The organism is Thioalkalivibrio sp. ALJ15 (assembly GCF_000383695.1).
In the GTDB taxonomy this organism is placed as follows: Bacteria; Pseudomonadota; Gammaproteobacteria; order Ectothiorhodospirales; family Ectothiorhodospiraceae; genus Thioalkalivibrio.
The window spans coordinates 639154-665422 of sequence record NZ_KB912057.1; the positions used below are offsets into that span (position 1 = coordinate 639154).

Annotated in this window: 32 protein-coding genes; 7 read left to right on the forward strand and 25 right to left on the reverse strand. The window is 65.5% G+C overall.

Annotated elements, in window-relative coordinates:
* Window positions 1–159: 159 nt before the first annotated feature.
* The 3 genes from G015_RS0106585 to G015_RS0106595 are packed head-to-tail and all read right to left on the reverse strand — an operon-like array spanning window position 160 to window position 1848.
* Window positions 160–642, reverse strand: a complete 483-nt coding sequence (locus G015_RS0106585) for a gamma-glutamylcyclotransferase (protein WP_018137672.1) — start codon at window positions 640–642, stop codon at window positions 160–162.
* 8 nt (window positions 643–650) lie between these two features.
* Window positions 651–1163 carry a YcgN family cysteine cluster protein gene (locus G015_RS0106590; protein ID WP_018137671.1) on the reverse strand — a complete coding sequence of 171 codons (513 nt, stop codon included), beginning with the start codon at window positions 1161–1163 and terminating at the stop codon, window positions 651–653.
* Complete coding sequence (locus G015_RS0106595; RefSeq protein ID WP_018137670.1) at window positions 1156–1848, reverse strand: hypothetical protein; 693 nt, start codon at window positions 1846–1848, stop codon at window positions 1156–1158. Before G015_RS0106595 ends, G015_RS0106590 begins: the two co-directional genes overlap by 8 nt.
* An 89-nt stretch (window positions 1849–1937) precedes the next feature.
* Between G015_RS0106595 and G015_RS0106600 the strand changes: the two genes are divergently transcribed.
* Genes G015_RS0106600 through G015_RS0106610 form a run of 3 tightly spaced genes read left to right on the forward strand, consistent with a single transcriptional unit; the run spans window position 1938 to window position 3806 of the window.
* Window positions 1938–3062 carry a hypothetical protein gene (locus tag G015_RS0106600; protein ID WP_019592177.1) on the forward strand — a complete coding sequence of 375 codons (1125 nt, stop codon included), beginning with the start codon at window positions 1938–1940 and terminating at the stop codon, window positions 3060–3062.
* A gap of 59 nt (window positions 3063–3121) precedes the next feature.
* The gene (locus tag G015_RS0106605; RefSeq protein WP_018137668.1) at window positions 3122–3337 is read left to right on the forward strand and encodes a hypothetical protein; all 216 of its coding nucleotides are present in this window, start codon (window positions 3122–3124) and stop codon (window positions 3335–3337) included.
* A gap of 25 nt (window positions 3338–3362) precedes the next feature.
* Window positions 3363–3806 carry a hypothetical protein gene (locus G015_RS0106610; protein WP_018137667.1) on the forward strand — a complete coding sequence of 148 codons (444 nt, stop codon included), beginning with the start codon at window positions 3363–3365 and terminating at the stop codon, window positions 3804–3806.
* Window positions 3807–3836: 30 nt separating this feature from the next.
* Here G015_RS0106610 and G015_RS0106615 read toward each other — a convergent pair whose 3' ends face one another.
* The gene (locus G015_RS0106615; RefSeq protein ID WP_018137666.1) at window positions 3837–4508 is read right to left on the reverse strand and encodes a tetratricopeptide repeat protein; all 672 of its coding nucleotides are present in this window, start codon (window positions 4506–4508) and stop codon (window positions 3837–3839) included.
* A 237-nt stretch (window positions 4509–4745) separates the two neighbouring features.
* Between G015_RS0106615 and G015_RS0106620 the strand changes: the two genes are divergently transcribed.
* The gene (locus G015_RS0106620; RefSeq protein ID WP_018137665.1) at window positions 4746–5009 is read left to right on the forward strand and encodes a hypothetical protein; all 264 of its coding nucleotides are present in this window, start codon (window positions 4746–4748) and stop codon (window positions 5007–5009) included.
* Window positions 5010–5153: 144 nt separating this feature from the next.
* Here the strand turns inward: G015_RS0106620 and G015_RS0106625 are convergent, their stop codons facing one another.
* The 21 genes from G015_RS0106625 to ffh form a co-directional block, all read right to left on the reverse strand.
* Window positions 5154–5345 carry a hypothetical protein gene (locus G015_RS0106625; protein WP_018137664.1) on the reverse strand — a complete coding sequence of 64 codons (192 nt, stop codon included), beginning with the start codon at window positions 5343–5345 and terminating at the stop codon, window positions 5154–5156.
* Between the two features lie 190 nt (window positions 5346–5535).
* A complete protein-coding gene (locus G015_RS0106630; protein WP_020146351.1) occupies window positions 5536–7671 on the reverse strand; it encodes a TonB-dependent receptor domain-containing protein in 2136 nt (711 codons plus the stop codon).
* Window positions 7672–7795: 124 nt separating this feature from the next.
* Window positions 7796–8002: a hemin uptake protein HemP gene (locus tag G015_RS0106635; RefSeq protein WP_018994605.1), complete on the reverse strand. Its 207-nt coding sequence runs from the start codon at window positions 8000–8002 to the stop codon at window positions 7796–7798.
* A gap of 44 nt (window positions 8003–8046) precedes the next feature.
* A complete protein-coding gene (gene bfr, locus G015_RS0106640; RefSeq protein WP_018137661.1) occupies window positions 8047–8523 on the reverse strand; it encodes a bacterioferritin in 477 nt (158 codons plus the stop codon).
* 232 nt (window positions 8524–8755) lie between these two features.
* Window positions 8756–9190, reverse strand: a complete 435-nt coding sequence (locus G015_RS0106645; RefSeq protein ID WP_012981855.1) for a hypothetical protein — start codon at window positions 9188–9190, stop codon at window positions 8756–8758.
* Window positions 9191–9279: 89 nt separating this feature from the next.
* Window positions 9280–10125, reverse strand: a complete 846-nt coding sequence (locus G015_RS0106650; protein WP_020146352.1) for an energy transducer TonB — start codon at window positions 10123–10125, stop codon at window positions 9280–9282.
* Window positions 10125–10547, reverse strand: coding sequence for a biopolymer transporter ExbD (locus tag G015_RS0106655; RefSeq protein WP_012981853.1), 423 nt, complete (start codon window positions 10545–10547; stop codon window positions 10125–10127). The genes G015_RS0106650 and G015_RS0106655 overlap by 1 nt, the downstream gene beginning before the upstream one ends.
* Window positions 10544–10942 (reverse strand): biopolymer transporter ExbD, encoded by a 399-nt coding sequence (locus G015_RS0106660; RefSeq protein WP_012981852.1) that lies wholly within the window; start codon window positions 10940–10942, stop codon window positions 10544–10546. The genes G015_RS0106655 and G015_RS0106660 overlap by 4 nt, the downstream gene beginning before the upstream one ends.
* Entirely contained in the window at window positions 10929–11678 is a 750-nt protein-coding gene (locus tag G015_RS0106665; protein WP_018137633.1) for a MotA/TolQ/ExbB proton channel family protein, read from the reverse strand. The genes G015_RS0106660 and G015_RS0106665 overlap by 14 nt, the downstream gene beginning before the upstream one ends.
* Window positions 11679–11840: 162 nt before the next feature.
* Complete coding sequence (locus G015_RS0106670) at window positions 11841–12095, reverse strand: bacterioferritin-associated ferredoxin (RefSeq protein WP_018137634.1); 255 nt, start codon at window positions 12093–12095, stop codon at window positions 11841–11843.
* Between the two features lie 224 nt (window positions 12096–12319).
* Window positions 12320–12802, reverse strand: a complete 483-nt coding sequence (locus G015_RS0106675) for a peptidylprolyl isomerase (protein WP_018137635.1) — start codon at window positions 12800–12802, stop codon at window positions 12320–12322.
* Window positions 12803–12921: 119 nt separating this feature from the next.
* Window positions 12922–14844 (reverse strand): molecular chaperone HtpG, encoded by a 1923-nt coding sequence (gene htpG / locus G015_RS0106680; protein ID WP_018174579.1) that lies wholly within the window; start codon window positions 14842–14844, stop codon window positions 12922–12924.
* A gap of 210 nt (window positions 14845–15054) precedes the next feature.
* Entirely contained in the window at window positions 15055–15738 is a 684-nt protein-coding gene (soxX, locus tag G015_RS0106685) for a sulfur oxidation c-type cytochrome SoxX (protein WP_018174578.1), read from the reverse strand.
* A 255-nt stretch (window positions 15739–15993) separates the two neighbouring features.
* On the reverse strand, window positions 15994–16683 hold the full coding sequence (gene soxX, locus G015_RS0106690) for a sulfur oxidation c-type cytochrome SoxX (RefSeq protein WP_018993535.1): 690 nt from the start codon (window positions 16681–16683) through the stop codon (window positions 15994–15996).
* 27 nt (window positions 16684–16710) lie between these two features.
* On the reverse strand, window positions 16711–17526 hold the full coding sequence (gene soxA / locus G015_RS0106695) for a sulfur oxidation c-type cytochrome SoxA (RefSeq protein ID WP_018993534.1): 816 nt from the start codon (window positions 17524–17526) through the stop codon (window positions 16711–16713).
* A 368-nt stretch (window positions 17527–17894) separates the two neighbouring features.
* The gene (locus G015_RS0106700; RefSeq protein ID WP_018994602.1) at window positions 17895–18470 is read right to left on the reverse strand and encodes a methylated-DNA--[protein]-cysteine S-methyltransferase; all 576 of its coding nucleotides are present in this window, start codon (window positions 18468–18470) and stop codon (window positions 17895–17897) included.
* Complete coding sequence (rplS, locus tag G015_RS0106705) at window positions 18470–18835, reverse strand: 50S ribosomal protein L19 (protein ID WP_018137641.1); 366 nt, start codon at window positions 18833–18835, stop codon at window positions 18470–18472. Before rplS ends, G015_RS0106700 begins: the two co-directional genes overlap by 1 nt.
* Before the next feature lie 9 nt (window positions 18836–18844).
* The gene (gene trmD / locus G015_RS0106710) at window positions 18845–19612 is read right to left on the reverse strand and encodes a tRNA (guanosine(37)-N1)-methyltransferase TrmD (RefSeq protein ID WP_018137642.1); all 768 of its coding nucleotides are present in this window, start codon (window positions 19610–19612) and stop codon (window positions 18845–18847) included.
* Between the two features lie 8 nt (window positions 19613–19620).
* The gene (gene rimM, locus G015_RS0106715) at window positions 19621–20133 is read right to left on the reverse strand and encodes a ribosome maturation factor RimM (protein WP_018137643.1); all 513 of its coding nucleotides are present in this window, start codon (window positions 20131–20133) and stop codon (window positions 19621–19623) included.
* Window positions 20134–20177: 44 nt separating this feature from the next.
* Window positions 20178–20435: a 30S ribosomal protein S16 gene (rpsP, locus tag G015_RS0106720; protein ID WP_012981840.1), complete on the reverse strand. Its 258-nt coding sequence runs from the start codon at window positions 20433–20435 to the stop codon at window positions 20178–20180.
* Between the two features lie 103 nt (window positions 20436–20538).
* On the reverse strand, window positions 20539–21927 hold the full coding sequence (gene ffh / locus G015_RS0106725) for a signal recognition particle protein (protein WP_018137644.1): 1389 nt from the start codon (window positions 21925–21927) through the stop codon (window positions 20539–20541).
* A gap of 156 nt (window positions 21928–22083) precedes the next feature.
* Between ffh and G015_RS0106730 the strand changes: the two genes are divergently transcribed.
* The 3 genes from G015_RS0106730 (at window position 22084) to radA (ending at window position 25622) form a co-directional block, all read left to right on the forward strand.
* Entirely contained in the window at window positions 22084–22884 is an 801-nt protein-coding gene (locus G015_RS0106730) for an inner membrane protein YpjD (protein ID WP_018137645.1), read from the forward strand.
* A 105-nt stretch (window positions 22885–22989) separates the two neighbouring features.
* Window positions 22990–24276, forward strand: a complete 1287-nt coding sequence (locus G015_RS0106735; protein WP_020146353.1) for an HlyC/CorC family transporter — start codon at window positions 22990–22992, stop codon at window positions 24274–24276.
* Window positions 24276–25622 carry a DNA repair protein RadA gene (gene radA / locus G015_RS0106740; protein ID WP_018137647.1) on the forward strand — a complete coding sequence of 449 codons (1347 nt, stop codon included), beginning with the start codon at window positions 24276–24278 and terminating at the stop codon, window positions 25620–25622. The genes G015_RS0106735 and radA overlap by 1 nt, the downstream gene beginning before the upstream one ends.
* Window positions 25623–26269 lie beyond the last annotated feature (647 nt).

A 26269-nucleotide genomic window follows, 5' to 3' on the forward strand; every position in this document is an offset into this window, starting at 1 on the left:
GGCAAAGCGTAGGATGCGATGAGCGCAGCGAATCGCTTCAAGCGTGGAACCTGCTTCAACCCCAATGATGCGATTCGCTGCGCTCATCCGCATCCTACACCCCGCGCGGATCGTGGAGCGGACGCTACAGAATCACCACCAGTGAGTGGGCCATACGGTTCAGGGCCGCGCCGGCCAGGTGCCGTCCGCCAGATGGCGCGCGCCGGGCGGCAGGCGTGGCATCCAGTAGACCCAGAGGGCCGCCGGGCCTTCCTCGGTCCAGGCGGGCACCAGGGCACGGCGATACTCCCCGCGGCCGTCCGCGCGCACGCCCTCGAGGGCATCGATGTGTGGCAGAGTCCGTGGCGGATCGGGCAGGCGAATCCACTCGCCGTGCACAAGCCCCTGCGTCCCCTCCGGGACTGGCTGCGTCAGACCCCGAAAGCGGTGCTGACGCCCCGCGTCACGGGCCGGGTCCTGACCGGCCTTCAGGAGAATGCTGCTGCCAGGGACCTGCACGGCGGGATAGCCCACGGGCAGGTCATAGATCGACCCCGCGATGCTGGCCGTACGAATCCGGAGGGCCCGCGCGCAGAATGCGCGGTGGTTGGCGAAGCCCTGCTTCAGCGTCCCGTACACGAACAGGTCAACAAACGCCGCCATACCGATGCCTACTCCTGCGAGAGCCGTACCACCGGGCGCCACAGGCGCGCGGACTCCGGCACCTGGCCGGGCCAGTCGACCACGTAGTCGATCAGGGGGAGATCCGGGGCATCACACTCTCGGATGACCCTTCCGGCCACCGAGACGCGGGCGCGCTTGACCGTCTCCGGATCGCCTGTCAGCAGAGGGTGCCAGGTGGGCAGCGGCTGGCCCTCGAAGCGCAGCCGGTAGGCGCAGGTGGGCGGCAGCCAGTGGTAGTTGGGCAGGTCTTCCAGGGTGAGCTGGATACAGTCGGGCACGAAGTTGCGCCGGTTCACGTAGTCCGAACAGGCGCCGGTCTCGCAGTCGAGCAGATCGCAGGCCAGCCAGGTAAAGGCCAGTTCGCCCGAGTCCTCGTCTTCCAATTTGTGCAGGCAGCAGCGGCCGCAGCCATCGCACAGGGCCTCCCACTCGGCGTGGCTCAGCGTCTCGAGCGGGCGCTCCCAGAACGGGACCGGGGCCCCGTCGACGGGATCACTCATGATCCTCGCCGAGCATGCGCCGTCCTTCATCACGCAAGCGACTCACCGTCTGGGCCCAGCGCTCCTGGGTCACGAAGTGCATCAATACACGTCCTCGGCGCGGCACCATGATGGCCAGGCCACGATCCGGATAAAGCCAGTAGCTGTGGTCGGAATCGATCTGCATGCGCTCGGCCGGCTCGCCAAAGCGTTCCTCCAGGACGTCGTGGGTCCAGCGCGCGCGGGGGATGTAGCTCATCTCGACGATCGGCACATTGCCCAGTGAACTGAGTGCCTCGTCGCTCAGCCCGTAGCGCCATGCCCCGCTGGGCATCGGCCGATCGGAGGTCGTCTGGGACTCGATGCGATCGAGGTCGGCCTCGTCCAGATCCGGGCGCAGCACCAGGTTCGTCTCGAATGGCGGGATGCGCGCGTTCACGTAATAGGCCTCGACTGAACGACTGCCGTCCGGGTCCACGAACAGGCGGATATCCGGCACCGGCAGACGGCCCATCTGGTCCGCCATGGTGGATTCACCCAGCGTAATGCCCAGCACGCGGGTGCGCTGTTCGTCGATCACCTGTACCTGCCAGGGCAGGTCGGTGAACTGCTGGGTACGCTGACCGCCCGGGTTGGAATAGACCCACATCGCCAGCGCCATGATCACGGCCATCGCGATCAGTCCCACGATCCAGCGTATCTGCATGCCTTGCACTCCCCGACGCGAGGCGGCCCCGACGCGCCGGCTCTCGTATAATGCCGGCCCTCCCGTTGACCACCGGATGACAGCCCGCCATGTTCTCACGTTTGTCCGCCTGGATCACCGCCCGCTCCGTGCCTGCCGGCAGTGCCGGTCGCATCGTCGTGCTGGCCCCGAAACAGACCCTGCTGGCCGCCGGCGACTGGCTGGACGACCTGGCCAGCAAGGCGGGCCCGCTAACGCTCGGCGTAACCGATGCCGAACGCGATGGAGACTTGTCCGACCCGGGTGATGACCGGCCCGCAGTGGCGCTGCCACCGGACCTGGCCCGGGAGCGCCTGGCACGTCTGCAACCACGGGCCGTGGTCGTCATCGGCCCGGTTGGCAAACTGGGCTCGCCACTCGCCGCGATCACCGCGCCTCGCCTCTGGATGAACGCCGAGGGCGACGCACCTGCCGGCGTCGAGTGGGCCGGGATCTTCGCCGCGCGCGATCAGGCCTGTAACGCGCCCGGGACACAGGTGATCGGCGACCCGATCGCGGGGGCTGTCGAGCTGCCCCCGGCCCCGGCGCCCGACACGGACTTCTGCGAACGCTTTCGCGAATACCACGAGAAGGGGCACCCCATCCTGCTCGCCCCCAACACGGGGCCCGGCGAAGAGGCCTTTGCGTTCGCGGTGCTGTTCGCCGTGCTGCGCAAGACCGCCGCGATCCTGCTGCTGGCGCCGGCAGACCGCGAACGCCACGAGCCGGTGTACCGCGACGCGATCAAGTACTCACTCCCGATCATCCGCCACAACCGCTTCATGACCTCCTTTGTGCCGCGCAAGAACCGGGTGTACTACATCGAGGATCCCGAGACCCTGCACTCGGCCTATGGCTGCGCGCACATCACCCTGCCTGGCGGCACACTGGCCGCCAGCGAGACGCCGCCGGACCTCGGGCTGCCCCTGGCCCACGGCAGTGCCGTCGTCTGCGGCCCGGCGGACGACCCGGCTCGGCCGGATGCCGCCACCCGCCTGCGGATGGCCGCCGAGCACACCGGCCTGGTCTCGCGCGGCAGCACGCCGGAAGAGGTGGCCGACGAGGTACTCGCACGCCTGGCCGAGGGCCGGACCGCACAGGATCGACGCGATGACCTGACGCAATGGCAGCAGCGCCAGGCCAATGCCCGCTCCACCGTTCGCGATGCCCTGACCGGCAGTCTCGCCAACGCATGAAGCGTCTTCCAAGTAATTGATCTATAATCTTCAAGACGTTCATTTAACGGATTCACCCGATGATCGATGGCAGCGCGTCCCTGACGGGCATCCAGAACGGTGTCACCAGCCTGCGCCAGCAGGCGCATACGGTGGCCACCGAACCGGCCGGCGGGCGCGAAAGCACAACCGCACAGGTCGGCATGATCGCGAGCCAGAATCAGGTCGAGGCCTCGGTGAAAACCCTTCAGGCCGAAGATCGCATGATCGGCTCGCTGCTGGACGTGCGCGCCTGAGACGGCGGAATCCGGGAGGCGGACGATGGAAGTCCCAGTCAGCAATCCTTCGGCGGCAGTCCCGCTCGGCACGCGGCCGACCGGTTCCGATCGCCTGGGACTCGGCCAGACCTCGGCACCCGCGGAGTTTGACCGCCCGCTGAACGACCCCGAGGCCGGCGAGGCCCGCCGCCCGATCGAGGACGATGCGGAGCAGGATAGCGATCGCCGCGGTGGCGATCAGAGTGACCGCTCACTGGAGTTCGGCGCGCGTTCCGAACAGGAACTGTCGAGCCGAGCGCGCATCAGCGCCGAGCAGGAGGCGGCCCGCATGCGCCGCGATGGTGACACGCAGGACGATTCAGCGATTCGTGATGGCAGTTCGCTGGGACAGGACGGCGTCGAGGCCTTGCGCCGCCGGGTGGAACTGGCCGTGCGCCTGGCAGGCCCCACCGAGGAGCCACGGCGCGAACTTAACGTGGTGGTCTAGTAACGCCACCTGAAGCACCAACCCCGCCGATTATTGCAGCCGCGTCACCGGCTGCCCCTGGCTTTGTAACCACTCGCGAGCCTTCTCGCCCGCATGCAAACGCTCGTCGGGAGACAGCTCTCGGGCCACGCGCTCGCGATAGCGGGCTGCGTTGGCCACGCCCATCTCGGCGGCGATCGCGTACCACTTGAACGCCGATACGTCCGAGCGCTCCACGCCCTCGCCCATCGCGAACAGCCGCCCCAGATTCGCAGCACCCCGGCCCTCGCCGCCCTCGGCTGCCAGCAGATACCACTGCGCGGCCTGCTCGGCGTCCTGAGGCAGCCCGCGCCCCTCGTCGAATTTGAGCCCGAGATTGAACATCGCCTGGGCATTGCCGCGCTCGGCCGCTACGTGAAACCAGCGGGCGGCCTCGTTGGCATCGGGGGCGACGCCATCGCCCTGCTCGTAGAGGACGGCGAGATTGAAGGCCGCATCCGGAAACCCAGCCTCCGCTGCCCGGCGGTACCAGCGCGCGGCCGCTTCCGGATCGCGCGGCTGATATTGCCCCTCGTCGGCCAGGACGCCCAGGTTATAGGCGCAGCGGGCATCGCCAGCTGCGGCACCGGCGCGCCAGCCGTCGATCGCGGCCTCGATATCGCCGCGCCCCCAGGCCTTGCGGGCCTGCTCCACGAGGTTTTCCAGTTCTGGAGTATCAGCCATCGTCTGTCCTGCGAACCCGGTATTGTCCGGGACCCTCCGGGTAGTAGTGAGTTCACTTTAACGCCCCCTCATGTAGAGGGCGATTTGGCACACAGTCTTTCGTGACGGCCGGCACAGCCAGGGACGCGCCGAAAAATCGGGTCGAACTCATAAAAACGGTTGTTGTCCCCTGCACGGAAAGCAGAGTGTTTTCACGCACGACTCACCCAAAGCCTTCGGACAACAAGGAGAGGCATTATGAAACGATCCACTGGAATTCTGGCGACGCTCGCAATCGCCCCGTTCGCCCTGCTGGTCGGCTGCGGCGAAGGCGACATGGACATGGAAGAGTTCGAGCAGCAACAAATGGAGCAGCAGGAACAAGGTGGTGGCGAGCCGATGCAACCGCCGGCGGATGAGGGCATGCAACAGCAGCAACCCCCGCAGGAAGGCGGCCAGATGCCGGATGAAGAAGGCAGCATGGAACCGCCCGCGGACGAGGGTGGCGAACAGGACTTCTAGTCCTGTCACCTGCCTGAAGCACGCAAAAGGAGGGGCCAGGCCCCTCCTTTTTTATGTCCGACCGACTGCATCGAACACCGCAAACAAAAAGGGCAGCGACAATGGCCGCTGCCCTTCTGGATCAGAAAACCTGACAACTAACGATCAGTTGTCGAAGGTGTCTTCCATCTCTTCGCCAGCATCTTCCATCGAATCGCCGGCATCATCCATGGCGTCATCAATGTCTTCGCCCGCCTCTTCGGCCGGGCCCTGGTTGTCACAGCCGGCGAGGCTGGCACCGCCCAGCGCCAGCATCAGCGCCAGGAAGAAAATCGTCAGTCGAGACTTGTTGAGCATCGGTTCGCTCCTTTACCGGAAAATGGATCCTTCTCGTAGATAGTCCAATCGGCGACCTCTGTCGAGGACCGCCGCTTGCTGGACTCGGGCGTTGGGACCATCGGCAAACCGGAATGATCGCCGCTCCAGGCACCTGCCCTGCCACACTGTGATCGACGTCCGGTTTTTCGGCGGGCCCGGTGGCAACCGATCAGAAACGGGCATTCAGCGAAACGAACAGGCGCCGGGGCTCGTAGATGTTGTTGTAGACATTGCTGAAGGTGGTTTCTCCGGTGTCCTCCCGGGCATACGGCCGGTAGTCCTTGAAGTCCTTGTCGAAGAGGTTGTAGATCGTCGCGTTCAGCGTGACGTTCTCGGAGATGTGGTAGGCCGCACCGACGTTCACCATCGTGAACCCGTGGAAATCTCCCAGGGCATCGTAGGCGCCTTGCGCGCTGCCACCGTCCTGCGGCTCGTGATAATTGCGCGGGCGGAAGGCGCTGGAGCGGTACTCGGCCTCGGCGAAGGCCTCGACCCGCGGGGTCGCCTGCCAGTCCAGTCGGGCATTGAGCATGTGCTCGGGCACGCTGGCCAGCGGGTCGCCGACGTTGCTGGCGGCGGTCCCGCCCCGTTTTACCTCGCTGTCCGTCCAGGTGTAGTTGGCCGAGAACGCCCAGTCGGGTGCGAAGCGGTAGCGCGTCGAGAGCTCGAGCCCCCGCACTACGGACTCGCCAATGTTTACGTCGATGCCTTCATTGGCCCCGGTGCCACGTTCGATCTTGTCCTTGAGCTCGTTGCGGAACACGGTCGCCTGGGCCGAGAAATCCTGGCGGTTGTCATAGGCGACAGTGAACTCGACGTTGGTGCTGCGCTCGGGCTCCAGGTCCGGGTTGCCGAACAGCCGCGTGGAGCCACCGTCGCCATAGCCGATCACCCCGTCGCTGATCTGCTCGATATACGGGGCGCGAAAACCCTGGCCGATCCCGCCCTTGAGCGTGACGGTGTCCGTCGCACTGAACACCCCGTACAGGCGCGGCGTGATCTGACTGCTGAAGTTTTCATTGTCGTCAAACCGCAGACCGCCGGTCAGCGTGAACCGGTCGGTCATGAACCACTCGTCTTCGACGAACAGGCTGTACTGCCAGAAAGACAGCGAATCCGGCAGGATGCCGTCTTCCAGCTTCGGCCGCAGATACTGCCCCCCGACCGTCAGCACGTGGTCATCCAGATACGTGACCACCTGAGTATCCAGGATCGTGGTGTCCAGCCGGAGCGTTCGCGGCGCGCCTTCGCGCGAGGCATCCGGAACGGCCCCCTCGTTGATCGTACGCCCGAGCGTCTCCACCCGATCCTGGGTCAGGGTGGTCTCCCAGGTCCCGAAGTCGTAATCGCCCCGATGGCCGAGACGCACCTGATCCCGCTGGAACTCGAGGTCGCGCGAATAGCCGCGCAGGAAGTCCTCGCGTGAATCGCCCGTGCCCGTCAGGCGCCCGAGCTGTCCGCGCGAGTTGTCATAGCTTTGTCGCGTGGTATCCAGCCGCAGGGAGAATTCATCCTGCGCATTGGGTGTAAACAGCAGGCGGCCGCCAAAGGTCTCGACATTCGCGCTCGTCGGGTTCTGCCCCATGGTGCGGTTGTCGGTCAGGCTGGGCTCGGTGCCGGGGATGTCGATGCTGGAGGCCGAGCGCTCGTACAGACGCGTATACAGCTGCATGGACAGGCGTTCGTCCACCAGCGGACCGGCAAGATAGCCTTCCAGCGTGGAGTAACCGCCAAAGTCGGAATCCGACTGGAACGTGTGCCCCAGCGTTGCGGAGCCCTCCCACTCGTCACCCGGCTGGCGGGTGATGATGTTGACCACGCCTCCGATCGCGTCGGAGCCATACAGGGTGGACATCGGGCCGCGAATCACCTCGATCCGCTCTATTGCCGCAACCGGCGGAATGAACACGCTGGAGGCATCCGTGAATGCGTTCGGGGCCACGGTGCCGGAGACGTTCTGGCGCACACCGTCGATCAGCACCAGGGTGTATTCCTCGGGCAGGCCGCGCAGGCTGATCGTCTGATTGCCGGTCTTGCCGCTGCGGGCATCCAGCGAGCGCACGTTCACCCCTTCGACCCCGCGCAGGGCGTCCGCGAGGCTGGTGACCTCGCGGCGCTCCAGCTCTTCGCGCGTCACCACGGAGATGCTGGCCGGCGCCTGTTCGAGGTCCTGCTCGAAACCGCCCGCCGTGATGACGACCGGCGAGAGGCGCTCTGTGCCGTTGGAGGGATCCTCCTGTGCGTACACTACGGGGGTTGCCAGCGCCGCCCCCACCGACAGAGCCAACAATTGCTTCTTCATCATGATCAGTCTCCCTGTAAAAGACGTCCGACTGACCATAGGGCTGGTCAGCATCACGGGAGGCTGGCTGGCGGGCTCCGGCAGATTCCGGCGCTGGCTGGCTTGCCTGAAAACTCCTTCAGTACAACTACTTGGTCAATATCAGTTTCTTGCTGGAGGTCACCCGCAGGGTGTAACACTGCCCCTCGTGGCGGATAAACAGACGGTCGGCGTCGCGCAGCAATTCGCTCGACGCGACCTCCCTAGGCACAGCGCCAGGGCCGTCGCATACGCCCCGGTCGGCCGGGGGGAACGCCTTGGATGCCGGGATGCGCCCGCCTTCACTGAAACTCATGTTTGTCTCCCCGGCCGCCCCGGGGGCGGTCGTACTCGTAACGGTTACGACGCGGAGCTCGCCTGGCTCTGCTCGTAGTTCTGCAAACCGATGCGATCGATGAGCTGCAGCTGCGTCTCCAGCCAATCGATATGGCTTTCCTCGCTGTCCAGGATCTTTTGCAGCAGGTCCCGCGTCACGAAGTCCCGCACCTGCTCGCAGTGGGCAATGGCGTCGCGGTAGATGGGGGTACCCGCATGCTCGAGCGCCAGATCCGCTTCCAGGATCTCGCGGGTGTTCTCGCCAATACTCAGCGTGCCCAGGTCCTGCAGGTTGGGCAGCCCTTCGAGAAACAGGATGCGGTTGATCAGCTCGTCCGCGTGCTTCATCTCGTCGATCGATTCTTCATATTCGGCCGCGGCCAGTTTCTCCAGCCCCCAGTCCTTGAACATGCGGGAATGGAGGAAATACTGGTTGATCGCGGTCAACTCGCCCTTGAGGGCCTGGTTGAGGTAACGAATTACATCCTTATCGCCTTGCATCAGAACTCTCCTGAGAAGATATTTTGGGGTTGGTCGGGTCAAACGCCGGATTGATTAAAGAGACCCCGGGACCGCCAGGGTCCGTCCCCACTATCCCGCCCGGCTTCGCCCGGATGCAAGGCACCCTCAACGCGTCGATACAATATCGGTAATGCGAACGATTTGCAACACCATTATCTATATTTGCAGCGAAACCGGCTGGACAGGCCACGGTAATCTCCTGGCACCTGCCTCAACGAATCAGGGGCACATCCGCCAGACTTTCGATCTCCAGTCGATCGACACAGCCCTCTATCGCGCCCTCGGGGCCTTCGCAGGCGGCGATCTCGTTGATCAGGATTCGCCCGATGCCGTCGCAGTCCGTGTCCGGCATCCGGAAGGCCCGCACGGAAGTGCTCCCCTCCCGCAGCGGTGCCAGTTCGACTGCGGTGCGGCGCTGAATAACCCCCTCCTTGTCGAAAACCACCATATCCAGCTGGAATGATTCCAGCGCTTCACCCAGGGCATTTTCCAGTACCAGATGGGCACGACAGTCATCACCGTCGGCTTCCAGCTTGTTGAGTTGGACACTGATCTCGGGGTCCGCTTCGGCTGCCGCGTTTCCCGAAAGGCCGAATACGAAAAGGCCCGCGATCAGTATCCGGATGCTCCTGCCTGGTAAATGCATGGGTAAGTCCTCGTTTTCAACTGGGTCTGCCGCCAAGGTCCGGGTCATCGGTCCTCATGCCGGTGTCCGTGACGGTGCTCCACTCCTGGTCAGCGAATGGAAAACGTTACGGGAACCACGATCTCGAACTCGTCTCGATCGATCGCGCTCGGCGCCGGAAACGGATCGGCGCGCTCGACCATCTCCTCGACCGCCCGATCCAGGATCCGGCTGCCGGATCCCTCCTCGATCCGATAGTCGACGACGTTGCCATCTCCATCGAGCCGCAACCAGACCGATGCCGTGCCCTCTTCTCTGCGGCGCTGGGCCTGGCGCGGATAGCGTTTGTGTTGCTCCACCCAAGCCTGCAGTTCCGCAAGATAATCGGGATCCACACCCGGCTCACCACCACCTTCGGCATCAGCGTCCGCAGGAGTGGCACCGGCACCCGGAGTACCGGCTTCCTCGTCGCCAGGGTCGTCCTCGACCGCTTCGGCGTCCTCATCCGTCGGGGAGGCATCCGCGGCCTCCACAGAGTCCGCATCGGAGTCTGGCTCTGGCTCTGGCTCTGGCTCTGGCTCTGGCTCTGGCTCGGGCTCGGGCTCGGGTTCGGGTTCGGGTTCGGGTTCGGGTTCGGGTTCGGGTTCGGGTTCGACAACCTCGGCCTCTTCGACGGGCTGACGTTCCGGTTCCGCAGGTTCCGCGTCGACCGCTTCGACAGGCTCCGCCTCCACGGGCTCGTCGTCTACAGGCTCGGCCTCCGTAGTCTCGGCCGGCTCTGCCTGCTGGGCCTGAGGAGCACCACCAGCGGCCGCCATGGAGATTTCCAGCCCGCCCACGCCGGCATCCTCGGCGCCCGCCGGCGGCTCGCGCAGCAGGAAGGCCATCGCCACCAGCAGGTGCAACGCGACCGCCAGCACGATGGCCACCATCCAGTGTCGAAACGTCGGCTGCATCAGACTTCCGGTACTGTCAGCAGATCAATGCGCTCGATCCCCGCCTCGCGCAGGCGTTCGAGCACCCCGACGACCTCGACGGCTTCCGCCCGTCCATCCGACTTCACACGGACCCGGGCCGCATCTCCGTGACGCTCGACATGTTCGCGTACCAGGCCAGCCATTTCGTCAAGATCGACTTCATCCTGATTAACCGCCAGCCGGCCCTCGGTCCCGATGATCACCATGAACTCGTCCGGCCCGGGCTGGCCATCCACGGCCGACTCCACCGGTTCGACCTCGAACGGATCGATCGCGCTCAGCTGGCCAGCCACCATAAAGAAGATCAACAACAGGAAAACAATGTTGATCAGCGGCAGGATGCTCTCGTCGTCGTTGCGCGGGCGATGGGCAACCTGAAAGTGGCGACGCTGTCCGATCATGGCTGTGCCTGCCGGATTACCGAAAGATTGCGCGCCCCAACATCTGCGAGTCCCTCCAGCACGTTGACGGTGTCCTGCATGCTGACCCCCGGGGCCGGCATCACCAGGACCCGCGTGTCCGCTTCTTCGCGCACGCGCGCGCTGATACGGTCGTGCAGGTCGCCCTCCGACAGCATCTCTCCCGCCAGCCGCAGCCCGTCCGACCGGATCTCGACCAGCATGGCGCCTTCCATCGAGCCGGCCCCACCGGCCTCGGCCGGCGCCTCGAGTTGCACCGCGCGCCACTCAAGGAAGCTCGAGGCGAGCATGAAGAACACGAGCAGGATGAAGACGACATCGATCAGCGGAGTGAGGCTGATCAGATTGCGTCGGCGCGGGCGGCTAGTGTCCAGCATCGGCCGTTCGGGGCAGAGCGCCCCCAGGCGAGTTTGCCTCGTCAGCCTCGGAAGGCCTCGGTTGGACCGGGCTCTCGGCGGTCAGGGGTACGGCCGCGTACTGCCCCCCGGTGAACAGGCGGGTCACGGCATCATCCATGCGGTGCGCGACCCGCTCCACCCGCGTCTCCAGCCAGTTGAGTGCCGCCACTACCGGGATCGCGACCGCCAGCCCGACGGCGGTCGTCAGCAGGGCCTCCCAGATACCACCGGACAGGACCGCCGGGTCCACCTGACTTCCGGCCTCTTCCATCGCTCGGAAGGCGCGGATCATCCCCATCACGGTACCCAGCAGGCCCAGCAAAGGCGCCAGCGCGCCGATCACTTCGAGTGGCCGCAGCCCCTGACGCAGGGACTGGATGGTCGCGTTACCGTAGCGCACGACCTCCTCCCGCACGATGGACTCCGACGCGCCGGCCTGCAGGCCCCGGATGCCCCGCGCCACCGCCCGCGCGGCGGGATTGGGGGTGGCCTCGGCACACTGGATCGCACCCTGGATATCCCCGCGGTGGAAGCGGTTCAGCGCTTCATCCGCCGGACGCACATCGGTGACCCTCATGCGCCACAACTGCCACAGCTTGACCAGCACAAAGGCCAGTGCGACCACCGAGGCGCCCAGCAGGATCAGGACGACGGGCCCACCCGCGTCGAGAAAGCCGGCCAGGCGCTCCGATGGAATCCATTGGTCGAAATTCATCGCTTAGCTCCGAGCGTTCTGAAAATGCACGCCGCCCATGCCGACGACGCCCCGGCCTCCAACGCGGCAGGGCACCGCAAAACGGACGGCGGCTCTAGAAGAAACGAGCACGGCAGACCCGCCACCGCGCTCCAATACAATACGACAAAGCGGGTGGCAGCCTTACATGGCCACGGCGGGGCCGGGTCGGGCGGCAGGCTCCGGGGGCGTGCGCGTTCCCGACACCTGCAGCACATTTGCGGCGGTATCACGGGAGCACCCCTTCAGCAGGCAATTCGCTCGACGAGCGCACTTGCCACATTCGGAACTCACGCCCAGACGATCGCGAAGATCCCGCATGCGCAGGCCTTCCTGGCTGGAATCGATCAGTTCCCGAATATCGCGCTCGCGAACGGATTTGCAGATACAGACGATCATCGCCTTCCTCAATCTACCTGGCTACTGAGGCGGACGATACGATTACTGAGAATGGTTTGCAACACCATTAGCGATTGAACGGGTTTCGCATGCCGCAGAAGTGCGCTGCACCGCCGCTCCACGCAGCCAGACGAAAAAAGCCCCGCATTCGCGGGGCCTTAAAAAGCACTTGGCAGGCCAGGAAACGCGACGTACGCGCGCCTCTCGAGGGCCTGACAACAAACTCAGTGCTGGTGACCGCCGACGCCGTGGGCGTGGCCGTGCTCCAGCTCCTCGGCGGAGGCCTCGCGCACTTCGACGACTTCGACGTCGAAGTTGAGGTTCTCGCCAGCCAGCGGGTGATTGCCGTCCACGGTCGCGGTGTCGCCCTCGACCTTGGTCACGGTCACGGTCAGCGGGCCATTCTGGGTCTCGGCCTGGAACTGCATGCCCGGCTGCACGGAATCCACGCCCTGGAAGGCCTCCAGCGGGATCTCCTGCACCATGGCCTCGATCTTCTCGCCATAGCCCTCTTCCGGCGCCACCTTGGCCTGGACCTTGTCACCGGCGGCCTTGCCTTCAAGCTCGCGCTCAAGACCCGGAACCAGCTGGCCATTCCCGTGCAGATAGGCGAGCGGCTCGCGGCCCTCGGAGCTGTCGATGGTCTCGCCAGCATCGTTGGTCAGGGTGTAGTGGATGGACACCACGGCGTTCTGTGCAACTTGCATGGGCTTCGCCCTCTCGATATGTGAACCGCACAGGGTAACGCGCATGGCCCCGCGGCGTCAGGTCCACCCTTTGTCGGGGCGGTTTCCGGGGGGAGGGGCAACCCTCCCCGGTTCCGTGATCAGGCCTTTTGCAGCAGCAGACGGTTCAGGCGCGAAACGAAGCCGGAGGGGTCCTCCAGCTGGCCGCCTTCCGCCAGCAGCGACTGGTCGAACAGCAGCGAGGCCAGATCACCGAAGTCGTCCCCTTCGGCCGCGCGCAGGCGCTCGACCAGCGGGTGCTTCGGGTTAATCTCGAGCACCGGCTTGCTGGAGAAGGTCTCCTGCCCGGCCTGCTTCAGAAGTTCCTGCAGGTACAGCGCCATTTCGTGCTCGCCGAGCACGATGCAGGCCGGCGAATCGACCAGGCGTTTCGAGGCGCGCACGGAGTCGACGCGCTCGCCCAGTGCGGCCTGGATGCGCTCCGGCAGGTCGCCCAGATCCTCGTCGGCCTTCGCGCTGTCGTCCGCGGCACCCTCTTTTGCCGCGTCCTCACCGATGATCTTGTCCAGATCAAGGTCACCCTTGGCGACATTCTTGATCGGCTTGCCATCGAACTCGCGCAGGTGCGAGAGCAGCCACTCGTCGACCCGGTCGGACAGCAGCAGCACCTCGATGCCGTGCTTGCGGAAGATCTCCAGGTGCGGGCTGTTGCGCGCCGCGCTGGCGTTGTCGGCGCTGATTACGTAAATAGCGTCCTGGCCGTCCTTCATTCGGCCGATGTAGTCGGCCAGCGAGGCGTTCTGGGTGTCGTCATCGTTTTGCGTGCTGGCGAAGCGCAGCAGGCCCGCGATTTGCTCGCGATTGGCGTGGTCCTCGCCCGGGCCCTCCTTCAGCACGCGGCCGAAGTTCTGCCAGATCTCGGCATACTTCTCCGGCTCGTTCTTCGCAATGCTCTCCAGCAGGCCGAGGATCTTCTTGACCGAGCCGGAACGGATCGAGTCGACCAGGCGGTTGTCCTGCAGGATCTCGCGCGAGACGTTCAGCGGAAGATCGGCCGAGTCCACCACCCCGCGCACGAAGCGCAGGTAGTTGGGCAGGAGCTTCTCGGCGTCGTCCATGATGAACACGCGCTTCACGTAGAGCTTGACGCCGTGGCGCGCATCGCGGTCCCACAGGTCGAACGGGGCGCGTTTGGGGATGTAGAACAGCGTGGTGTACTCCTGACGCCCCTCGACATGGTTGTGGGTCCAGGCGGACGGATCCTCGAAGTCGTGTGCGACGTGCTTGTAGAACTCGCGGTACTCGTCGTCGCTGATCTCGCTCTTCGGCCGGGTCCACAGTGCGCTGGCGCGGTTGACGGTCTCCCACTCGTCGGTGGGCTTGCCGTCGTCATCGGCCTTGCGCATACGGATCGGGAACGCCACGTGGTCGGAGTAGCGGCTGATGATGTGACGCAGACGGAAGGACTCGAGGAATTCGTCGGCATCCTCCTTCAGCGTCAGCGTGATCTCGGTGCCGGCCTCGGGGCGCTCGCAGTCGGTCAGGGTGTACTCGCCATCGCCGCGCGACTCCCAGCGGGTACCGGCCTCCTCGGGCGTCCCCGCGCGACGCGTCTCGAGGCGGACGTGATCAGCCACGATGAACGAGGAGTAGAACCCGACGCCAAACTGGCCGATCAGCTGCGAGTCCTTCTTCTGGTCGCCAGTCAGCTTGTCGAGGAAGGCCTTCGTGCCGGAACGCGCGATGGTGCCGATGTGCTCGATGACCTCGTCGCGCGACATGCCGATGCCATTATCACGCACGGTGACGCTGCGGGCCTCCTTGTCCACCTCGACGTCGATCGCCAGCTCGGCCGGCTGCGGGATCGCGTCGGGCTGGGCCAGCGCCTCGAAGCGCAGCTTGTCGCAGGCGTCGGCACCGTTGGAGATCAATTCGCGCAAGAAGATTTCGCGGTTGGAATACAGCGAGTGGATCATCAGCTGCAGCAGCTGGCTGACCTCGGTCTCGAAGCGGCGGGTCTCGGTATGGCCCTCGGCGGCCGATGCGGTCTGCGTGTCCGTCATGGTCCTGTACGTTCCTCTCGTGCGCTTGGATGGGTTCTACAGCACGCACCTTGGGGGCAGCGTTCGCATTTTCAAGCCCGCAGGCTCCGCGCGACGTCCTCTAGTCGTGGCCAGCACCCGGCCCCTACAAATAAAAAAACCACCGCGGGCAGCCCGCGGTGGTCCAAGGGGGCCGGCCCTCTCAGACCCGCCCGCGACCGTGTGAACGGTTTACTGGTTCACCGGCGAATCGGGATCCAGCAGATAGGCCATGACGTGGCTGATCTGCTCCTCGGTCAGGAAATTGCGCCCGAATCGCGGCATGTAGGTACAAGGGAAATACTGGTGGGGGTTACTGACGACCTCATGGACGTAGTTCAGCACTGACTCATCGGTGCCGCGCTCGCGGCCGTAGTTTGCAAGACTCGGACCGATTGTCCCATAGGTGGTTTCCGCCGGGTCCATCTGATGGCAGGCGTAGCAGTTCGCCCCCGGCTCGCGGGTGCCGTGGTCGTCGTTGTTGTGCCCGACGCGATAGCCATAGCCGGAACGGGCCAGTTCGGCGCCGCGGCGCCAGTCGCCCAGCTCCACTCCGCCATCGGGTCGTTCGTATGAGGCACGCGCGGCCGCGACCACCTGGCCTGCGGTTTCGCTGTCCGGGGATCCTTCGAGCGAGCACAAGGCCTGGACCTCGTCCTGCTTCATTCGCTCCCGGCCGGTGCCACCTTCCTGCACCTCCTGGTCCATGCGATAGCTATCGGTCTCGAGCACCAGATGCTCGGCCAGCTCCTCGGGGCTCATTTGGGTGATGTCGACCTCGCGGTCCGAGGCGTCCTGGAAGAACTGGTCGCAACCCGCCAGCGCCGCCGATGCCGAAACCACCACCGCGGCAGTCAGATTTTTCTTATTGAACATCCCTGAGCCTCCCCTCACGCCCGTCATGACCGATGGCTTTTCTTAGCCCGTGCCCGCACCAATCCCGCGGTCCATCGGTTCCCCTGTTCAGCCCATCTGTGCGGCCCGGCGGGCACGCTCGTAAAAGAGCCGTGCAAGCACCCAACCGCAGAAATTCGTAAGGAAGCGGGTTGCCACGCGTCGTGCGCGACAACCCGCTCTACTGCCTTGCTGCACCGGCCCCGAAGGGGCCGAGCAGCTGTCGTGCAAGACGACTTACCGGTTGTTAACCGGGGACTCCGGATCGAGCAGGTAGGCCATGATGTGGCTGATCTGCTCTTCGGTCAGAAGCCCCTGGAAACGCGGCATTTCACCGCAGGGGAAGTACTGATGCGGGTTGGAGATCACCTGATGCACATACTGGCGGATCTCCTGGCTGTCGCCACGCTGCGCCCCGTAGTTCTCGAGGTTCGGGCCGATGGTGCCCTGGACCGAAACGCTCGAATCCATCACGTGGCAGTTGTAGCAGTTGCCACCCTGCTCACGGGTGCCGTGGTCGTCGACATTGTGGCCGATACGGTAGCCGTAGCCGGAATCCGCCAGCTCGGCACCCTTGCGCCAGTCACCCAGCTCGATGTCGCCTTCCGGCGCCTGGTACTGCTCACGCGCCAGAGCCACAACCTTGCCGGCCGTCTCGCCGTCCAGATCATTGCGGGTGGAGTCGAACGAGCAGGCCTTCTGGATCTCGTCCTGAGTCATGCGGTCGCGCCAGGTACCGCCTTCCTGCATTTCCTGATCACGCCAGCTGTTGGTCTCGAAGATGAGATGCTCAGCCAGCTCCTCGGCGCTCATGGCCGTGATATCCACGTCATCCGCCTTGTTGCCATCGGCGACGGCACAGCCGGCGGCCAGGGCGACGGATGCAAATGCGGCTACACCGGCCGCAACAGTGTTTTTATTAAACATACTTGATGTCTCCTATTGCGTCCGTAGTTACCGCTTCAGGTCGGGCAGGATGGCCGGTTCGCCACGCGCCGCGTCATTCCAGTAGGAGATCAGCGCGGTGTTCACCGGGGTATCCGGCAGGATACCGGCATGACGCATCTGCCATACGCAACCACGGATACGGTGGTTCTGGCTGCGGACATTGTCCTGTCCCGCGCGGTGGGCCGGCCAGGAAACCGCCTTGGTCCACTCCTGCGAGTTACGCATTTCCGGCAGCACGGACGCACGGATCTGCTTGCCCGAAGCCCCGTGGCAAGCCGCACAGTTGAAATCCATCGCGCCGCCACGGCGGAAGAAGAGGACTTCGCCGGCGTCACGCATCGCCTTTTCCTTCGGGTGATCCAGCGGCGGGTTCCACGCGTAACCAGAGGACTGATGCGCGATGTAGGTCGTCAGACGCATGATGTCCGAACCGGACCCGTGACGCTGGGAGACAGCGGAATCATCGTCGGTGAAGCCCTGGATCTCCTTCATGCAATGCACCAGGCGCATTTCGAAGTCCATCACCTTGCCGGTGTCCTCGAAGTAGCGCGGGAGCTCGACATAGGCGCCGTCCAGGACGCCCTCGCCCTTGCCGAAATCGCAGCTTTCGAGCGATGCATTGTTCGGGCCACGCTCTTCGTAGAACAGGCGCTCGCCGTCATCCAGCAGCCACAGGGCGGGGTTGTCCGGCATCATCATGATGTTCATTTCACTCTGATGCAGGTACTTCGAGTCGGGCTGCGCTTCGAGCAGCTTTTGCAGGACATCGTTCGGATCCTGCCATTCTGCCTGGGCCGCGGTACCCGCAACCCCGACCGCCATTGCTACGGGCAACGCAAGCAATGCTTTCTTGAACATGGAAACCTCCATCACACGGTTTTTTCGATACGGTCCGTGGCCGGAGCGGCCCGGACCTGTGTAGCAGAGTGCTGAACCGGGGTCCGTGCTGTCAACACAAAAAGCTATATTAGCGTTTTCTAACAGTCTGTTTTTCAAGGATTCTCGGAGCCCAGCACCGTCTGGCAGACGCAGCATACGCGACTTCTATTCCACCGAGTGATGGAATTTTCGGTGGTGTCGGCTTGCCGGCACGAGCCAGGCCAGGCGTAATGCCTGGCAAGCCTTTGAACAAGGGGAGGAAACCGCGCCTCGCACTACCGGCGCACTGCCAGTGACAGGAGTAAAAAGCGCTAGTCGAGCTGAAGCACGCCTTCGTGAACGAGCAGGGCGCGCTTCACCTCGGCCAACGGGCCATCCTGGTCACCCGCGTAGCCACCAATGTCGCGCGTACCGCGGTGACGCGCGGACACCACGCGATGACAGGGGATGAACAACGGCCAGGGGTTGGCGCGGCAGGCCTGGCCAACGGCACGCGGGGCCGAGCCGACCTGGGAGGCAATTTGCGCGTAGGTCCGCACCTCGCCGACGGGGATGGCCGAAAGTGCGGCCCAGACCCGGCGGGCGTGCTCCGTCCCCGGTGGTACGGCTTGCGTCGCCCGCCACTGCCCCGGATCGCGGGCGTAGTCTGCAGGGTCGAAGGCAGGAGGGGACCGGTCAGCGGTCGGGATATCCCGCAGTGGGGACAGGTCGGGTGGATCGTCGGGACGCTGCCAGCCGCAGGCCAGCAGGTCGCCCTGCCCGGACTCCAGCCACGCAAAAGCCAGCGCGACTCCCGGCAGGAGACAGCGCTGGCTTCGCATGGCCGATTCGGCCGACAACGGAAAACCGGGTGGGCGCGAGCGGGGCTGCGCGGCCACCCCGGTCATCAGGCGCCGTTCCGGTTCGCCTTGATATCTTCCTTGATGCGCGCGGCCTTGCCGGTGCGATCCCGCAGGAAGTACAGCTTCGAGCGACGGACCTTGCCGCGACGCTTCACCTTGATCTCGGCAATCTGCGGGCTGTGTGTCTGGAAGGTACGCTCCACGCCGTTGCCGTAGGAGACCTTGCGCAGGGTGAACGCCGAGTTGAGGCCACGGCTGCGCTTGCCGATCACCACACCCTCGAAGGCCTGCAGGCGCTCACGCTCGCCTTCGCGCACCTTCACCTGCACCACCAGGGTGTCGCCCGGACCAAAGTCCGGTACGTCGGACTTCATCTGTTCGGCTTCCAGTTGCTGAATCACGCTGTTCATCGTTCGACCTCAATCATCGCTTTCGGTGTGCGGACCGCCCTTCCGGCGTTCCACACGGTATTCGTCCAACAGGGCCAGATCCTCGGCCCCGAGTTCTTCGCGCGCCAGCACGTCCGGCCGCCGCTCCCAGGTTCGCCCCAGCGCCTCGCGTCGGCGCCAGCGTCGGATGGCACCATGATCGCCACCCAGCAGGACCTGCGGTACCGCACGCCCTGCCACCACCTCTGGCCGCGTGTAGTGCGGGCAGTCGAGCAGGCCCTCGCTGAACGAGTCCTGCCCGGCGGAATCCGCATGACCGAGCACACCCGGGAGCAGGCGCGCACAGGCATCGATCACCACCATCGCGCCCAGCTCGCCACCGGACAGGACATAGTCGCCCAGCGACCATTCCTCGTCGACCTGCGCCTCGATAAAGCGCTCGTCGATGCCCTCGTAGCGGCCGCACACCAGCGCCACCCGCGGCTTCCTGACCAGCTCTCGCAACATGGCCTGCCGGATCGGCCGCCCCTGCGGGGTCAGGGCGATCACGTGCAGGGGCGCCGTCGCGTCGGCCCGCGCCGCCTCCAGCGCGGACGCCAGCGGCGCATACTGCATGACCATGCCGGGGCCGCCACCATAGGGGCGATCATCCACCGCCTGGTGGAAACCGGCCCCCCAGTCACGCGGGTTCCAGGTCTCCAGCGCGAGCCGGCCCTGCTGCACCGCCCGCCCGGTCACCCCGGATTCGCCCACCGCCGTAACCAGCTCCGGAAACAGCGTGACGATATCGAAGCGCATCGTCCGCCTCAGAATTCCGGATCCCAGTCGACCCGCAACCGCCGAGCCTCCAGGTCCACATCCAGGATGTACTGGCCCTGCACCCAGGGGATCAGTCGTTCGCGATCACCGCGCACAACCAGCACATCATTGGCACCACCGGTCTCCATGAATCCCGAGATGCGCCCCAGCGCGGTCCCGTCCTGGTGCTCGACCTCCATGCCCAGCAGGTCGGCCCAGTAGTACTCGCCATCCTCGGCGGGTGGGAGCCAGTCGCGCTCGATCGCCAGCTCGGCGCCCATCAGGCCGTAGGCCGCCTCGCGATCCGCGGTCTCGGCAAATTTCATCACGACGCCGTGCCCGTGGGCCCGGCCCGCTTCGACATCCGCCAGCCGCCAGCCGGCGCCGGAACGCAGCCACAACCGGGGGAAGTCGGCAATCGCGGCGCGCGGCTCGGTCTCGGAAAAGATCCGGACCCAGCCCTTCACGCCGTACACCCCGGAGACGCGTCCGACGCGGATGCGTTCACCCGCCTCGTTCATCACCGGAGTTCGGTCTACTACGCGTAATCAGCGAACCGACGGCTTCAGGCCGCGGCTTGCTGCTTGCGGTAGCCCTTGACCAGGTGGTTCACGCGCTCGGACATGCCGGCGCCGTGGCCCAGCCAGTAGTCCACGCGTTCCAGATCAATGCGCAGCGGCTCTTCCTGACCGCGGGCGACCGGGTTGAAGAAGCCAATCTGTTCTTTGTAACCGCTGTCCCGACGCTTACGCGAATCGGTGACGACGATCGAGTAGAACGGGCGCTTTTTGGCGCCGCGGCGAAGCAGGCGAATCGTAACCATATGTTCTGTTGAACCCCGTTTGAGTCCGTTTTCTCGAGAAAACGCGCGATTATAACGAATCCCGCCGCCAGCACAAGGTGCCGGCGGCCGTGACAGCGGCTAACTAGCGAAACGGCATGCCCCCGCCGGGGCCACCCATTCCACCCATGCCACCCATTTTGCCCCCCAGGGCACGCATCATCTTCGATGCGCCGCCCTTGGAGAATTTCTTCATCGCCTTGCTCATTTGCGCATGTTGCTTGAGCAGGCGATTCACATCCTGAATCTGAGTGCCAGATCCGGCGGCGATCCGGCGTTTGCGCGAACCCTTGATAACGTCCGGGTGGCGCCGCTCGTGCTCGGTCATCGACGAGATCACGGCCATCATGCGACCAATCTCCTTGTCGTTGGCCTGGTTCTTCACCGCGTCCGGCAACTTGCCGCCCCCGGGCAGCTTTTCCAGCATCGAGCTGATCCCGCCCATCTTCTGCATCTGACCGAGTTGCTCGCGCAGGTCGTTCAGGTCGAAACCGCGCCCCTTCTTCAGCTTGCGCGTGAGCTTTGCGGCCTTGTCCTGGTCGACCTGGCGGCTGGCCTCCTCAACCAGGGACAGGACATCGCCCTTGCCGAGGATGCGCGAGGCGATACGCTCGGGATGGAACGGCTCCAGCGCATCCGGGCGCTCGCCCATACCGATGAACTTGATCGGCACCCCGGTGATCTGGCGCACCGACAGCGCGGCACCGCCGCGGGCGTCACCGTCAGCTTTGGTCAGCACCACGCCGGTCAGCGGCAAGGCCTCGCCGAAGGCGCGCGCGGTGTTCGCCGCGTCCTGGCCAGTCATGGAGTCGACCACGAACAGGGTCTCGATCGGGTCGATCGCCTGATGCAGGGCCTTCACCTCGGCCATCATGTCTTCATCGACATGCAGCCGCCCGGCGGTATCCACCAGCAGCACCTCGGTGCCGTCACGACGCGCTCGCGTGACCGCCTCGCTCGCGATCGCCTCGGGCTTCTGGCTGATGTCACTGGGATAGAACGTGACCTCGACCTGCCCGGCCAGGGTCTCCAACTGCTGGATCGCCGCCGGCCGATAGACGTCACAGCTGACCACCGCGACCTTCTTCTTTTCGCGCTCGCGCAACAGGCGCGCGAGCTTGCCGATACTAGTGGTCTTGCCCGCGCCCTGCAGGCCGGCCACCAGCACGACGGCCGGCGGCTGGACCGCCAGGTTCAGCGAGGCGTTCTCCCCGCCCATCGTCGCGATCAGCTCGTCATGGACGACCTTGATCAGGGCCTGCCCCGGGGTAAGGCTCCCGATGACCTCCTGGCCCAGCGCCTTTTCCTTGACGTCCTTGACGAACTCGCGCACCACCGGCAGGGCCACATCGGCCTCCAGCAGTGCCATGCGCACCTCGCGCAGGGCATCCTGAATATTGTCCTCGGTGAGCCGCGCCTGGCCTTTCAGGCGCTTCATGGTCTCCTGGAGGCGGCTGGAAAGGCCGTCGAACATCGTCTGTCCTCGTCTCGCTCGTTCTGGCCCGGCCCATGCCGGGAAAGACCGCACAGTATACCGGCCCCGCCACCCGGCCTGCACGGCCCCAGTCGCGATCCGGGTTTGCCGCCCTGAATGTGCATTCAGGCTCGGGAGCGGGGATAATCGCCGCCCATGACCACCGTTGCCGGACTGCTCGCCGTCGCCCTGTATCTCGCCACCACGGGATACCTGATCGTCGCCTCCCGCACCCAGCCCCTGGCCGCCGGGCAGCCCCGCGCGCCGCTGATGCTGTGGCTGGCGGCCCTGCTCGCGCACCTCGGGGCCCTGATCCCGCTCGTCGCGACCGAGACAGGGCTGAACCTGTGCCTGGGCAACGCCCTGTCGGCATCGATGTGGCTGGTTGCAGGGCTGCTGTGGCTGACCGCGCTACGCCACCCACTAGCCGTGCTCGGCGTGGTGATCCTGCCACTGACCGCACTGGCCACCCTGACCGCGGTACTGTGTGACGGCGACACGTCCTACGCGACCTCGGCCGGGATCGACCTGCATATCCTGTTCTCGGCGCTGGGCTGGGCCTTCCTGGCACTCTCCACCGCCCAGGCCGCGGTCATGACGGCCCAGCACCGCGCGCTGCACAACCATCACACGGCCGGGATCGTGCGCCACCTGCCGCCGCTGTTCTCGATGGAGGTCTGGCTGTTCCGCATGATCTTCATCGGCTGGCTGTTCCTCGGACTCAGCCTGCTCTCCGGCTTAGTATTTGTGGACGACCTGTTCGCCCAGCACCTGGTCCACAAGACCGTCCTGTCGCTGCTGGCCTGGGTGATCTTCTCGACCCTGCTGGTCGGGCGCTGGCGCCTGGGCTGGCGCGGCACCCGCGCCCTGGCGTGGACCACGGGCGGGTTTGTCGCCCTGGTTCTGGCCTATTTCGGCTCCAAGCTGGTCCTGGAGATCATCCTCGGGCGCGTCTGATGGTGCTCCCGGCCGACAGGCTTGACAGCCCGGCGGCGCTTGCCTGAAATGATTCAGACTACGCAGCCCCGTCAGCCCGCCCACACCTGACCGCAGGCCATCCCGTTGCAAGAGATCCCGCTGTCCGTCCTGTTCGGCGCCCTGCTCGTGCTGTTCCTGCTGTCGGCGTTCTTCTCCGGATCGGAAACGGCGCTGATGGCGCTGAACCGCTACCGCATGCGCCACCGCGCCCAGACCGGGCACCGTGGCGCCGCGATTGCCGCCCGCCTGCTGGAACGGCCGGACCGCCTGATCGGGCTGATCCTGCTCGGCAACAACTTCGTCAACATCCTGATCGCCCAGATCGCCACCTTTATCGGCTGGCGCCTGTTCGGCGATACCGGCGTGGCCATCGCCACCGGGGTGCTGACGCTGACCCTGCTGATTTTCGCCGAGACCGCCCCCAAGACGCTCGCAGCACTGCACAGCGAACGCGTCGCCTATCCCGCCGCCTGGATCTACTGCGGGCTGCTGAAGGTGATGTGGCCCGTGGTGTGGATGATCAATGTGCTGGCCAACGGCGTACTGCGCCTGTTCGGGGTGCACATGAAGCCCGGCCAGCGTTCGGCCCTGAACACCGACGAGCTGCGCAGTGTGGTCTCCGAGGCCGGCGCCCTGATCCCGGCAAACCACCAGCGCATGCTGCTGAACCTGCTGGACCTGGAACGCACCACGGTCGAGGACATCATGATCCCGCGCAACGAGATCGTGGTGGTGGACCTGAACGAGCCCTGGAACGAGGTCGTCGAGCAGCTGGTGCACGGCAGCTTCACCCGCCTGCCAGTGGTCGAGGGCGAGCTGGATCATATCGTCGGCTTCCTGCACCGGCGTGACGTGATCCCACTGATCGAGCGTGATGACTTTGACGCCGAAGACCTGCGCCAGATCCTGACCCCGCCCTACTTCATCCCCGAGGGCACGGCGCTAAACCGCCAGCTGATTAACTTCCAGCAACAGAAAAAACGGATCGGCCTGGTGGTGGACGAGTACGGCGACATCGAGGGTCTGATCACATTGGAGGACCTCCTGGAAGAGATCGTCGGAGAATTCACCACCGACTCCCCGGCCATGAGCGACGACGTGCTGCGCCAGGAGGATGGCTCGGCGATGGTCGATGGCGGCATCCACCTGCGCGAGCTCAACCGCTCGCTGGGCCTGGAGCTCCCGGTGGATGGCCCCAAGACCCTGAGTGGCCTGATCGTCGAATACCTCGAGAGCATCCCCGAAGCGCCAGTCAGCGTGCGCATTAACGGCGTCGCCATGGACATCGTGCAAATCAAGAACAACACCATCCGCACCGTGCGCGTGGTCGCCCCCGACCTGCCCGCCACGCCGGACCACAAGGAAGTCTGATGGCGAAGGCCAAGACCCAGTACGTCTGCCGGGAATGCGGCGCGGTGAGCCCCAAGTGGGCGGGCCAGTGCGGCGACTGCGGCGCCTGGAACACCCTGGAGGAGGCCGTGCCGGCCACCCCGTCCGGACCGCGCGGCGGCTACGCGGGCGAGGTCGCCGGCATTACCCGGCTGGGCGAGGTTGAGGCCGGCGAGGTCCCGCGCACCGGCACCGGCCTGTCGGAGCTGGACCGCGCCCTGGGCGGAGGGCTGGTACACGGGTCGGTCGTTCTGCTGGGCGGCGACCCGGGGATCGGCAAGTCCACCCTGCTGCTGCAGACGCTGGCCATGCTGCCGGTCGATGACACGCTTTACGTGACCGGCGAGGAATCCGCCCAGCAGATCAGCATGCGCGCTAGGCGGCTCGGGCTTGAGGTCGACGGGCTGCGCCTGCTGACCGAGACGCAGGTGGAGAACGTTATCGCCACCTGCGAGCGCGAACGCCCGCGCGTGCTGGTGATCGACTCCATCCAGACGCTGTACACCGCCGCACTGCAGTCCGCCCCCGGCTCGGTCGGGCAGGTGCGCGAGAGCGCCGCCGCCCTGGTGCGCCTGGCCAAGCAGCGCGGGATCACCGTGATCCTGGTGGGCCACGTGACCAAGGACGGCCAGCTGGCCGGACCGCGCGTGCTCGAGCACATGGTCGACACGGTGCTGTATTTCGAGGGCGACCCGGACGGGCGCTACCGCATGCTGCGCGCGGTGAAAAACCGCTTCGGTGCGGTCAACGAGCTGGGCGTGTTCGCGATGCTGGAGAACGGGCTCAAGGCCGTCTCCAATCCCTCCGCCATCTTCCTCTCGCGCCACCAGGGCCCGGTGCCCGGGTCCGTGGTAATGGTCACGCGCGAGGGCACCCGGCCGCTGCTGGTGGAGGTGCAGGCCCTGGTCTCCGAGAGCCACGCACCGCAGCCGCGACGCATCACCGTGGGGCTGGAGCAGAACCGCCTGACCATGCTGCTGGCCGTACTGCACCGCCACGGCGGCGTCGCGCTGTTCGACCAGGATGTCTTCATCAACGTGGTCGGCGGCGTACGCGTAACCGAGACCGCGGCCGACCTGCCCATGCTCGCCGCCGCCCTGTCGAGCTTTCGCGACCGCCCCCTGCCGCAGGAGATGCTGGCCTTTGGCGAGGTCGGGCTGGCCGGCGAGATCCGGCCTGTGCCGAACGGCGAGGAGCGCCTGCGCGAGGCCGCCAAGCACGGCTACACGCGGGCGATCGCGCCGGCGGCCAATGCGCCGCGCAAGCCCATCAAGGGCATGGAGGTGGTCGCGGTCTCGCGCCTCTCCGAAGTCCTCGACGCCCTTTAGCACCCGGCCCCGCCGCCTCTTGTGGCAAGGCACCGTTCGTCATCCGGTGTTTACGTGCCTTCGGTCCACATACTGCCAAGCGCTGTCTCGCCAGCGCGCCGCGCCAGTTGTTGATCAAAAACGGGCTTCTTTGCTCGTGCAAAGAAGTACCCAAGAAACACGCCCGGGATTCGCCCGGGAACCTTGCTCCGGACGCGCCAGGCCGGCGGCGCTGAAACTCGCTGCGCCTTTGGCTTCGCTCAGACAGTCAGCGCCTTCTCCCGGCCTGTCACGCCCTCCACAAGGGGCTCATATCGGGAGGGTAGGTCAAAACACAGCCTCTGCGGTAAGCCCCGCGCTGTAGGGTGCGTTGAGCGCAGCGAAACGCACCATGCCAACGTCGGGGCAACCCTGATGCGATTCGCTGCGCTCATCACATCCTACGATGGGGTCTGGCGCCCGCTGGCGGGCGCGGCACGCCAGGGCTGCAGGCCGCGCGTACCCAGGATGTCGGAACACCTTGCCTCCATCCATTGGCACGAACGTCAGAGCGGCCGTTGTCTTGACCTTCATCCCCCGTATGAAGCCCCTTGCGGAGGGGTCCTCGGGCCGGAAGAGAGGCGCTGACTGTCTGAGCGCAGCGAGTTTCAGCGCCGCCGGCCCGAGGG

Coding starts and splice junctions, on each gene's coding strand:
- G015_RS0106585 (WP_018137672.1), bottom strand. CDS start 642: ATGGCGGCGTTTGTTGACCTGTTCGTGTACGGGACGCTGAAGCAGGGC.
- G015_RS0106590 (WP_018137671.1), bottom strand. CDS start 1,163: ATGAGTGATCCCGTCGACGGGGCCCCGGTCCCGTTCTGGGAGCGCCCG.
- G015_RS0106595 (WP_018137670.1), bottom strand. CDS start 1,848: ATGCAGATACGCTGGATCGTGGGACTGATCGCGATGGCCGTGATCATG.
- G015_RS0106600 (WP_019592177.1), top strand. CDS start 1,938: ATGTTCTCACGTTTGTCCGCCTGGATCACCGCCCGCTCCGTGCCTGCC.
- G015_RS0106605 (WP_018137668.1), top strand. CDS start 3,122: ATGATCGATGGCAGCGCGTCCCTGACGGGCATCCAGAACGGTGTCACC.
- G015_RS0106610 (WP_018137667.1), top strand. CDS start 3,363: ATGGAAGTCCCAGTCAGCAATCCTTCGGCGGCAGTCCCGCTCGGCACG.
- G015_RS0106615 (WP_018137666.1), bottom strand. CDS start 4,508: ATGGCTGATACTCCAGAACTGGAAAACCTCGTGGAGCAGGCCCGCAAG.
- G015_RS0106620 (WP_018137665.1), top strand. CDS start 4,746: ATGAAACGATCCACTGGAATTCTGGCGACGCTCGCAATCGCCCCGTTC.
- G015_RS0106625 (WP_018137664.1), bottom strand. CDS start 5,345: ATGCTCAACAAGTCTCGACTGACGATTTTCTTCCTGGCGCTGATGCTG.
- G015_RS0106630 (WP_020146351.1), bottom strand. CDS start 7,671: ATGATGAAGAAGCAATTGTTGGCTCTGTCGGTGGGGGCGGCGCTGGCA.
- G015_RS0106635 (WP_018994605.1), bottom strand. CDS start 8,002: ATGAGTTTCAGTGAAGGCGGGCGCATCCCGGCATCCAAGGCGTTCCCC.
- bfr (WP_018137661.1), bottom strand. CDS start 8,523: ATGCAAGGCGATAAGGATGTAATTCGTTACCTCAACCAGGCCCTCAAG.
- G015_RS0106645 (WP_012981855.1), bottom strand. CDS start 9,190: ATGCATTTACCAGGCAGGAGCATCCGGATACTGATCGCGGGCCTTTTC.
- G015_RS0106650 (WP_020146352.1), bottom strand. CDS start 10,125: ATGCAGCCGACGTTTCGACACTGGATGGTGGCCATCGTGCTGGCGGTC.
- G015_RS0106655 (WP_012981853.1), bottom strand. CDS start 10,547: ATGATCGGACAGCGTCGCCACTTTCAGGTTGCCCATCGCCCGCGCAAC.
- G015_RS0106660 (WP_012981852.1), bottom strand. CDS start 10,942: ATGCTGGACACTAGCCGCCCGCGCCGACGCAATCTGATCAGCCTCACT.
- G015_RS0106665 (WP_018137633.1), bottom strand. CDS start 11,678: ATGAATTTCGACCAATGGATTCCATCGGAGCGCCTGGCCGGCTTTCTC.
- G015_RS0106670 (WP_018137634.1), bottom strand. CDS start 12,095: ATGATCGTCTGTATCTGCAAATCCGTTCGCGAGCGCGATATTCGGGAA.
- G015_RS0106675 (WP_018137635.1), bottom strand. CDS start 12,802: ATGCAAGTTGCACAGAACGCCGTGGTGTCCATCCACTACACCCTGACC.
- htpG (WP_018174579.1), bottom strand. CDS start 14,844: ATGACGGACACGCAGACCGCATCGGCCGCCGAGGGCCATACCGAGACC.
- soxX (WP_018174578.1), bottom strand. CDS start 15,738: ATGTTCAATAAGAAAAATCTGACTGCCGCGGTGGTGGTTTCGGCATCG.
- soxX (WP_018993535.1), bottom strand. CDS start 16,683: ATGTTTAATAAAAACACTGTTGCGGCCGGTGTAGCCGCATTTGCATCC.
- soxA (WP_018993534.1), bottom strand. CDS start 17,526: ATGGCGGTCGGGGTTGCGGGTACCGCGGCCCAGGCAGAATGGCAGGAT.
- G015_RS0106700 (WP_018994602.1), bottom strand. CDS start 18,470: ATGACCGGGGTGGCCGCGCAGCCCCGCTCGCGCCCACCCGGTTTTCCG.
- rplS (WP_018137641.1), bottom strand. CDS start 18,835: ATGAACAGCGTGATTCAGCAACTGGAAGCCGAACAGATGAAGTCCGAC.
- trmD (WP_018137642.1), bottom strand. CDS start 19,612: ATGCGCTTCGATATCGTCACGCTGTTTCCGGAGCTGGTTACGGCGGTG.
- rimM (WP_018137643.1), bottom strand. CDS start 20,133: ATGAACGAGGCGGGTGAACGCATCCGCGTCGGACGCGTCTCCGGGGTG.
- rpsP (WP_012981840.1), bottom strand. CDS start 20,435: ATGGTTACGATTCGCCTGCTTCGCCGCGGCGCCAAAAAGCGCCCGTTC.
- ffh (WP_018137644.1), bottom strand. CDS start 21,927: ATGTTCGACGGCCTTTCCAGCCGCCTCCAGGAGACCATGAAGCGCCTG.
- G015_RS0106730 (WP_018137645.1), top strand. CDS start 22,084: ATGACCACCGTTGCCGGACTGCTCGCCGTCGCCCTGTATCTCGCCACC.
- radA (WP_018137647.1), top strand. CDS start 24,276: ATGGCGAAGGCCAAGACCCAGTACGTCTGCCGGGAATGCGGCGCGGTG.